Annotated in this window: 4 protein-coding genes and 1 pseudogene; 4 read left to right on the plus strand and 1 reads right to left on the minus strand. The window is 68.1% G+C overall.

What is annotated here, in order from left to right; genetic code table 11:
* From ACFWPJ_RS11120 to ACFWPJ_RS11135, 4 genes and pseudogenes are all read left to right on the plus strand, one after another.
* The coding region (locus ACFWPJ_RS11120) for an HpcH/HpaI aldolase/citrate lyase family protein (RefSeq protein ID WP_378849698.1) at window positions 1-1,100 on the plus strand (1,100 nt) is incomplete at its 5' end.
* Between the two features lie 2 nt (window positions 1,101-1,102).
* Window positions 1,103-2,314, plus strand: a pseudogene (locus tag ACFWPJ_RS11125) (phosphoribosyltransferase family protein); the annotation flags it as partial.
* Between the two features lie 441 nt (window positions 2,315-2,755).
* On the plus strand, window positions 2,756-3,865 hold the full coding sequence (locus ACFWPJ_RS11130; protein ID WP_378849702.1) for a cysteine protease StiP family protein: 1,110 nt from the start codon (window positions 2,756-2,758) through the stop codon (window positions 3,863-3,865).
* 38 nt (window positions 3,866-3,903) lie between these two features.
* Window positions 3,904-4,710 (plus strand): HAD family hydrolase, encoded by an 807-nt coding sequence (locus ACFWPJ_RS11135; RefSeq protein ID WP_378849704.1) that lies wholly within the window; start codon window positions 3,904-3,906, stop codon window positions 4,708-4,710.
* A 46-nt stretch (window positions 4,711-4,756) separates the two neighbouring features.
* Here ACFWPJ_RS11135 and ACFWPJ_RS11140 read toward each other — a convergent pair whose 3' ends face one another.
* Window positions 4,757-5,806 (minus strand): alpha/beta hydrolase, encoded by a 1,050-nt coding sequence (locus ACFWPJ_RS11140; protein WP_378849700.1) that lies wholly within the window; start codon window positions 5,804-5,806, stop codon window positions 4,757-4,759.
* Between the last annotated feature and the right edge of the window lie 335 nt (window positions 5,807-6,141).

Raw genomic sequence — 6,141 nt, forward strand, 5'->3', positions numbered from 1 at the left:
CGTCGCCCCGCGAGTCCCCCCACCCCCGGGAACTGCTGGCGACCGCGCTCGGCGCGACGCTGTATGGCCCTGCGACCCGCCCCGACCTGGCCGCCACCATCGGGCGGCGCGCGGCGCGCGGCGTGTGCTCGATGGTGATCGACCTCGAGGACGCCGTCGCCGACCACCAGGTGGAGACCGCCAAGGAGCACGCCGTCGCGACGCTGGATCTGCTCGCCCGCGGCGAGGATCCGAACCCGATGCTGTTCATCCGGGTGCGTGACCCGCAGACCGTCACCGAGCTGGTCGACCGGCTCGGGCCGGGCGCCGACGTGCTCACCGGCTTCGTCTTTCCCAAGTTCGACGCCGTCACCGGGCCCGCCTACCTGGCCGCGCTCGGGGACGCGCGGCACAGGCTGGATCGGCCGGTTTACGGCATGCCGGTGCTCGAATCGGCGAGCCTGGTGCATCGCCAGACTCGCGACGAGCAGCTCTCGCGCATCGCCGATCTGCTCGGCGAGCACCGTGATCAACTGCTCGCGGTGCGGATCGGCGCCACCGACATGTGCTCGACCTTCGGCATCCGCCGCGACCGCGATCTCACGATCTACGACGTGCGCGTGGTCGCCGACGTGATCGCCGACATCGTCAACTACCTCGGCCGCGCCGACGGCACCGGTTTCATCATCACCGGGCCGGTGTGGGAGTACTTCGCCGACCACGAGCGGATGTTCCGGCCGCTGCTGCGGACCGCGCCGTTCGAGGAGTCCGACGCGGTGCCGTTCCGCCAGTACCTGGTCAGCCGCGACCTGGACGGCCTGCTGCGCGAGATCACCCTCGACCGCGCCAACGGCATCCAGGGCAAGACGGTGATCCACCCCTCGCATGTCGCCGCCGTGCACGCGCTGTCGGTGGTGACCCACGAGGAGTACGCCGACGCGCTGCACATCATGGAGGCCGACGTCGGCGGCGTCGCGGCCTCGGAATACCGCAACAAGATGAACGAGATGCGCCCGCACCGCAGTTGGGCCCGCCAGACGCTGGTCCGGGCTCGTGCGTTCGGGGTCGCGAACAAGGGAGTGTCCTTCGTGGATTTGCTGACAGCGATGATCGCCGAATGAGCATGTTCGGACTGGATCTCGAAATACCTTGGGCGACAGAGAATCTGGGTATCGAACTACAGCACGGTGAGTCGTTCGCCGCGTCGGCGGCCGAGGACGCGCTGCCTGGTGAGCTCTCGATCGCCGCGCTGGTCCAGCCGGGGCTGCGGCGTAATCCGCGCCGGGCGCACCTGCTGGTGTCGACCGTGCTCGGCAAGCACCTGCCGACCGATCCGCGCATCGTGATCGGCGCGGGTAATCGCCTGGGTGATCTGGTGCACTCGAAACTCGGTGACCGGGAGCCCGTCGTGCTCGGATTCGCCGAGACCGCAACCGGTTTGGGTCACTGCGTCGCGGCACGTCTCGGTGCGGGCTGCTACCTGCACTCCACCCGCAGGGCGGAACCGCGGGCCACCACGCTGACCGGTTTCGAGGAGGGGCATTCGCACGCCACCTCGCACCTGCTGCAACCCGCACCCGCCGACATCTTCGTCAACGATCTGCCGCTGGTGCTGGTCGACGACGAGATCTCCACCGGTGATACCGCCATCGACGCGGTCCGCGCGCTGCACGCGTTCGCGCCGCGCACGCACTACGTACTCGCCTCGCTGGTCGACATGCGTACCGCCGCCGACCGCGCCAAGTTCGAAGCGTTCGCCGCCGAACTCGGCGCGCGCATCGATACCGTCTGCCTGGCTTCCGGCCGTACCGAGCTGCCTGACGGCCTGATCGAAACGGTCACCGCGATGCCGGAACCGGACCTCAATCCGGTGGCGGCGCAGCGTGGTTCGTTCGGCCGCATCGAATTGACCTGGCCCGCGGACGTTCCCGAAGGCGGCAGGCACGGCATCCTGAACTCGGATGTCGCGGCGTTCGATATCGCGCTTAAGGCCGCCACCGACGAGGTGCACTCGCGCCTGGACGCCGAGTTCGCCGGCCGCCCGGTGATCGTGCTCGGCCACGAAGAACTCATGTACCTGCCGCTGCGACTGGCCGCCGAACTGGCGGAATCGGGCACTCCCACCCGCTTCCAAACCACCACGCGTTCACCGGCATACGTGCTCGACGAACCCGGCTACCCGCTTCGCAGGGGCTTCCGCTTCACGGCGCCGGAGCCGGATGCGACCGCCCAGCGTTATCTCTACAACGCGCAGTGGGCCGAGGGCGAGAAGCCCGTTCTGCTGGTGGTTATCGACCCGCCTGCCGACACCCCAGAGCTCACCGCCCCCGGCGGCCTCGTCGACGTGCTCACAGCCTCCGGCGCCGACGTACTGATCGCCGTCCTCCCCGGCGCGGACCCGCGAGCGCTGCACACGGCCAGGACTTCGGTTCCGGCGGTGACCGGTGCGGGGTCCGACCGCTTATCGGCCGATGTGCCGGACGCTGATGAGCCGATCGGTACGCTGCCTGACGCGGACTCCCGGGAACCGCACGTCGGTAGCACGGCAGCATCGCGGGCTGGTGAGTCCGACGCCTCGGCGAGCCGTGCCGGTCAAATGAGCGGTTTCGATCAGGCGAGCGGTGCCGATCATGAAAGCCATCGTCCCGGCGCTGAGGCTGCCGTCGCGGAGTCGGCGGAGCGGCTAACTCTTGATCAGCGGGTTCGCGGTTCGGATGATTCCGGCCTGCCTGGTTCTGCCGACGTGCCGGGACCTGGGCGTCCGTTTCCCGGAGCACTGCGGGGACCCGACTTCGGTTCCTATGCGCCCGAAGAGGTGTCGTGGCTTCTGAAGGACCTCTCGGGCGCCGACCTGGAAGCCGATGTCGCCGAGCGTGAGCGGCGGATCCAGGCGGGGGTCGCCCACTACGCTGAGTCGCTGCCGGTCGAGTACCAGCCCGATGCCGAGTACCGGGAACTGTTCGACCGCGTGCTGGCTGACAGCGCGGACCGGCTGGCACTGGCCGTGGCCACAGTGGCCGAGCTCGTCGTCGCCGAACGTGGCGAGGACATCGTGCTGGTCTCGCTGGCCAGGGCGGGTACTCCGGTCGGGGTGCTCATGCGGCGCTGGTTGGCCAGCGGTGTCGGCAGGCCCAGCCTGACCGTGCCGCACTACGCGGTGTCGATCGTGCGTGATCGCGGTATCGATGCGGTGGCCTTGGATTACCTTGCCCATCACCATGATCCGTCCACAATCGTGTTCGTCGACGGCTGGACCGGCAAGGGCGCCATCACCCGCGAGCTCACCGAGGCGCTCGACGCCTATCACGCCGCCGGTGGCGCCCGGTTCAACGACGAGCTGGTTGTGCTCGCCGATCCCGGCAACTCCGTGCGCACCTATGGCACCCGCGACGACTTCCTGATCGCCTCGGCGTGCCTGAATTCCACGGTCTCCGGGCTGGTCTCGCGCACAGTCCTCAACGACACCCTGATCGGCCCCGGCGAATTCCACGGCGCGAAGTTCTACCGTGAGCTCGCCGACGCCGATGTCTCCAACCAGCTACTCGACGCGGTGACCGCCGCCTTCGAGACCATCCGCGATCAGGTGCCCGCCGCGGTCGCCGCGATCCGGGACTCCGATCGCACTCCCGACTGGTCGGGCTGGGCGTCGGTGGAGCGGGTGCGTGCCGAATATGGTGTCGCGACAGTGAATTTCGTGAAGCCGGGTGTCGGCGAGACCACCCGCGTGCTGCTGCGCCGGGTACCGTGGCGGGTGCTGGTTCGGGAAGCCGATGCTCCCGAGCACGCGCACATCCGCCTGCTCGCCGCGGCGCGCAATGTCCCGGTGGAGGTGGTCGGAGACCTGGCCTACTCCTGCATGGGCTTGATCAAGGAGCTGGATCAGTGACCGCCGACGCCCTATTCGCCACCGATCTCGATCGCACGATGATCTTCTCGCGCAACGGGCTCGGCGGCGCCGACGCCGTAGCGAAGCAGTGTGTGGAGTACTACGAGGGCGAGCCGCTGTCGTACATGACCACCACCGCCGTGGAACGGCTCGCCGCCCTCGCCGCGCTCGCGCCGGTCATCCCGACGACGACCCGCACGATCGAACAGTTCCAGCGGATCGACCTGCCCGGCGCGCCGTGGCGCTACGCCATCACCAGCAATGGCGGCAACATCCTGGTCGACGGCCTGCCCGACCCGACCTGGCGCACCGCGATCGACGATCAGGTGAAGGCCTCCGGCGCCACCCTCGCCGAGATCGGGGCCGAATGGCGCTCCCGCATCGACGATTCCTGGGTCACCAAGTACCGGGAGGCCGACGACCTGTTCTGCTACCTGGTCGTCCGGCCCGACGCGGTCCCGGAGGGGTTCCTCGCCGAATGGGACGCGTGGTGTCGTACGCAAGGCTGGTCGGCTTCGCAGCAGGGTCGCAAAATCTACACGATGCCCGACGCCGTCTGCAAGAGCCTGGCCGTCGCCGAAGTCCGTCGCCGCGTGGTGGAATCCGGTGAACTGTCCGAGGACGCGGAGCTGTTCACCGCGGGCGACGGCGCGCTGGACGCCCCGATGCTGACGGCGGCCGATGCGGCGATCCGCCCCCGGCACGGCGAACTCGAGGAGCTGAACTTCACCGGTCCGAACCTCACCGTCACCGAGTCGGCAGGCATCCTCGCGGGAGTGGAGATCCTGGAGTGGTTCCACGACGCCCTCGAGCGCGCCGCGCTGCCTGTGGGCGACGCCGCCTGAGAACCAAAACCCCGGGTGCCGCAGGTGCACCCGGGGGTCGTCGGTATCACGGCTGCGGGAACAGCCCCTTCGCCAGCACCGGCCACGACGTCTTGAGATCGTCCTGCCAGTAGCCCCATGAATGGGTACCGGTATCGCGGTAGACGAACGTACCGGGAATGCCGAGCTGATCCAGCCGCGCCTGCAGATTGTGCGAGGATACGAAGATCGCGCCCTCGATCAGCGCACCGAGAGCCACGGTCTTGGGCGTATCGGCGGGCTTCTCCATCCGGAACGGCCCACCGGGCTGATCGTGAATGCCCGGTATGCCGGTGCCGGTCGAGACGAAAAGATGCGTGCCACGCAGCTTTTCGGCGTTCACCAGCGGATCGTTGGCCACCCACAACGGCCCACCGACCGGCCCCCACATGTTCTCGGCATCACCGCCGCCGTACAGCTCGACGGTCAGCTTCACCGCCTGCTGTCCCGCCGGATCACTGACCTGAGTGAGCCCGCTGTAGACCGCCGCGCTACGGAACAGCCCCGGCTTGGCGATAGCCAGGTTCAGCACGGGGATGCCCGACATCGACAGGCCCGCAATTGCATTGACCCCATTGGTCCCCAGCGCCGCATCGATCAGCGGCGGCAGTTCCTCGGCGATATAGGTCTGCCACTTGTTCACCCCGAGCACGGGATCGGGCTTGACCCAGTCGGTGTAGAACGTCCACGCCCCGCCGATGATCTGCACGACATTGATGTCCTTGTCGGACAGGAAGTCCAGCGCATCGGTCCGCAGCTGCCACGAGGCGCGGTCCACCCCGCCACCCGCGCCGTTGAGCAGATACAGCGCCGGTTTCGGCGTAGAGACATCGGCCGGCCGCTGAACATCGACCGGGAACGTCTGATTCATCGCAGCCGAATGCACGTACAGCCGCAGATGCCGCGCATCGGTAACCTCCATCCGCTCGATGAAGGACCCATCCGGCGAGGTCACGGAACCGAGCGTGACACCGGGCGCGCTGGCAGGCGCCGCGGACACGGGGACGCCGGTGATGATCGTCGCGGTAACGGCGCCCAGCACCGCCGCCACGACCCATCGAATGCTGCGACGCTGCACTGCGCCCACTCCTCTGATCGAGCAACCGCCGACTCATACTCTCGGCGGCCCCCACCGTAACGGCACCCACGCGTCCGCCGTCAGCTTTTGGAGTGCATTTGTTTCAGAACTGGGTGGGCACAGTGCGCGCACGGGTCGACACAGCTAGGGCCTGTTTCGAAGTAGCGGGCCGCTCGTCCACACACGAGCCGCCCCCTGCCCATCGGTCACCGCGTTGCGCGTTCACTTTCGCGCAGATCGATCGCAATCGGCACCATCTTTGCGATTGGTGAATGCTCAGCGCATGTCCGCAGAACTATCGGCGACGTCGAAACAGGCCTGGGGCTGTTTCGACG

Source organism: Nocardia sp. NPDC058497 (assembly GCF_042720195.1).
In the GTDB taxonomy this organism is placed as follows: Bacteria; Actinomycetota; Actinomycetes; order Mycobacteriales; family Mycobacteriaceae; genus Nocardia.

What these genes read in the sequence shown, in the direction of transcription:
- ACFWPJ_RS11135 (WP_378849704.1), top strand. Translation starts at nt 3,904, where the DNA reads ATGATCTTCTCGCGCAACGGGCTCGGCGGCGCCGACGCCGTAGCGAAG.